This window comes from Herbaspirillum sp. WGmk3, from assembly GCF_023952535.1.
GTDB classification, from domain to species: domain Bacteria; phylum Pseudomonadota; class Gammaproteobacteria; order Burkholderiales; family Burkholderiaceae_D; genus Herbaspirillum; species Herbaspirillum huttiense.
Genome location: NZ_JAKYWT010000020.1, coordinates 1 through 677, shown reverse-complemented (window position 1 = coordinate 677; position 677 = coordinate 1). Strand labels below are relative to the sequence as shown.

The window sequence follows — 677 nt, the reverse complement described above, 5'->3', positions numbered from 1 at the left end:
AGCAGGCTGAACCGCGCCTGCTGGGGGTTGCGCTTCATGTCGAAGGTCATGAGAGCCATAGTGTTCTCTTCCGATTTCTTAAGTTTCTAAGTTTCTGTTTTTAAGTTTTTAAGGTTTTAAATCTTAAAAACTCAGGCCCGATCCGCCACACGCTCACCCATGATCCCGGACGGACGCAGGGTCAGCACGATGATCAGCACGATGAAGGCGAAGATGTCCTGGTAGTTGCTGCCCAGGAAGTTGCCGGTCAGGTCGCCGATGTAACCGGCACCCAGGCTTTCGATCAGGCCCAGCAGGATGCCGCCCAGCATGGCGCCGTAGATGTTGCCGATACCACCCAGCACGGCGGCCGAGAAGGCCTTCAGGCCCGGCACGAAGCCCATGGCGAATTGCGCAGTGGAGTAGTTGGCAGCCCACATCACGCCGGCAATCGCGGCCAGTGCGGCGCCGATGGCGAAGGTGACGATGATGACGCGGTTGGCGTCCACGCCCATCAAACCGGCGATGCGCGGGTTCTCGGCGGTGGCGCGCATGGCGCGGCCCATCTTGGTCTTCTCCACGATCAGCACCAGGCCGATCATCGCGGCCAGGGCCAGGATGAGCAGCATGATCTGGGTCGGCGAGATCAGGGCACCGGCGATGTTGACCGGGGTCGAGGGCATGATCTGCGGGAACGG

General features: G+C 60.9%; 1 protein-coding gene. It reads right to left on the bottom strand.

The window, feature by feature from the left end; all coding sequences use genetic code 11:
• Positions 1 to 131 precede the first annotated feature (131 nt).
• Positions 132 to 677, bottom strand: a 546-nt coding sequence (locus MKD49_RS25750; RefSeq protein ID WP_252697714.1) for a branched-chain amino acid ABC transporter permease, incomplete at its 5' end; no start/stop codon positions are given.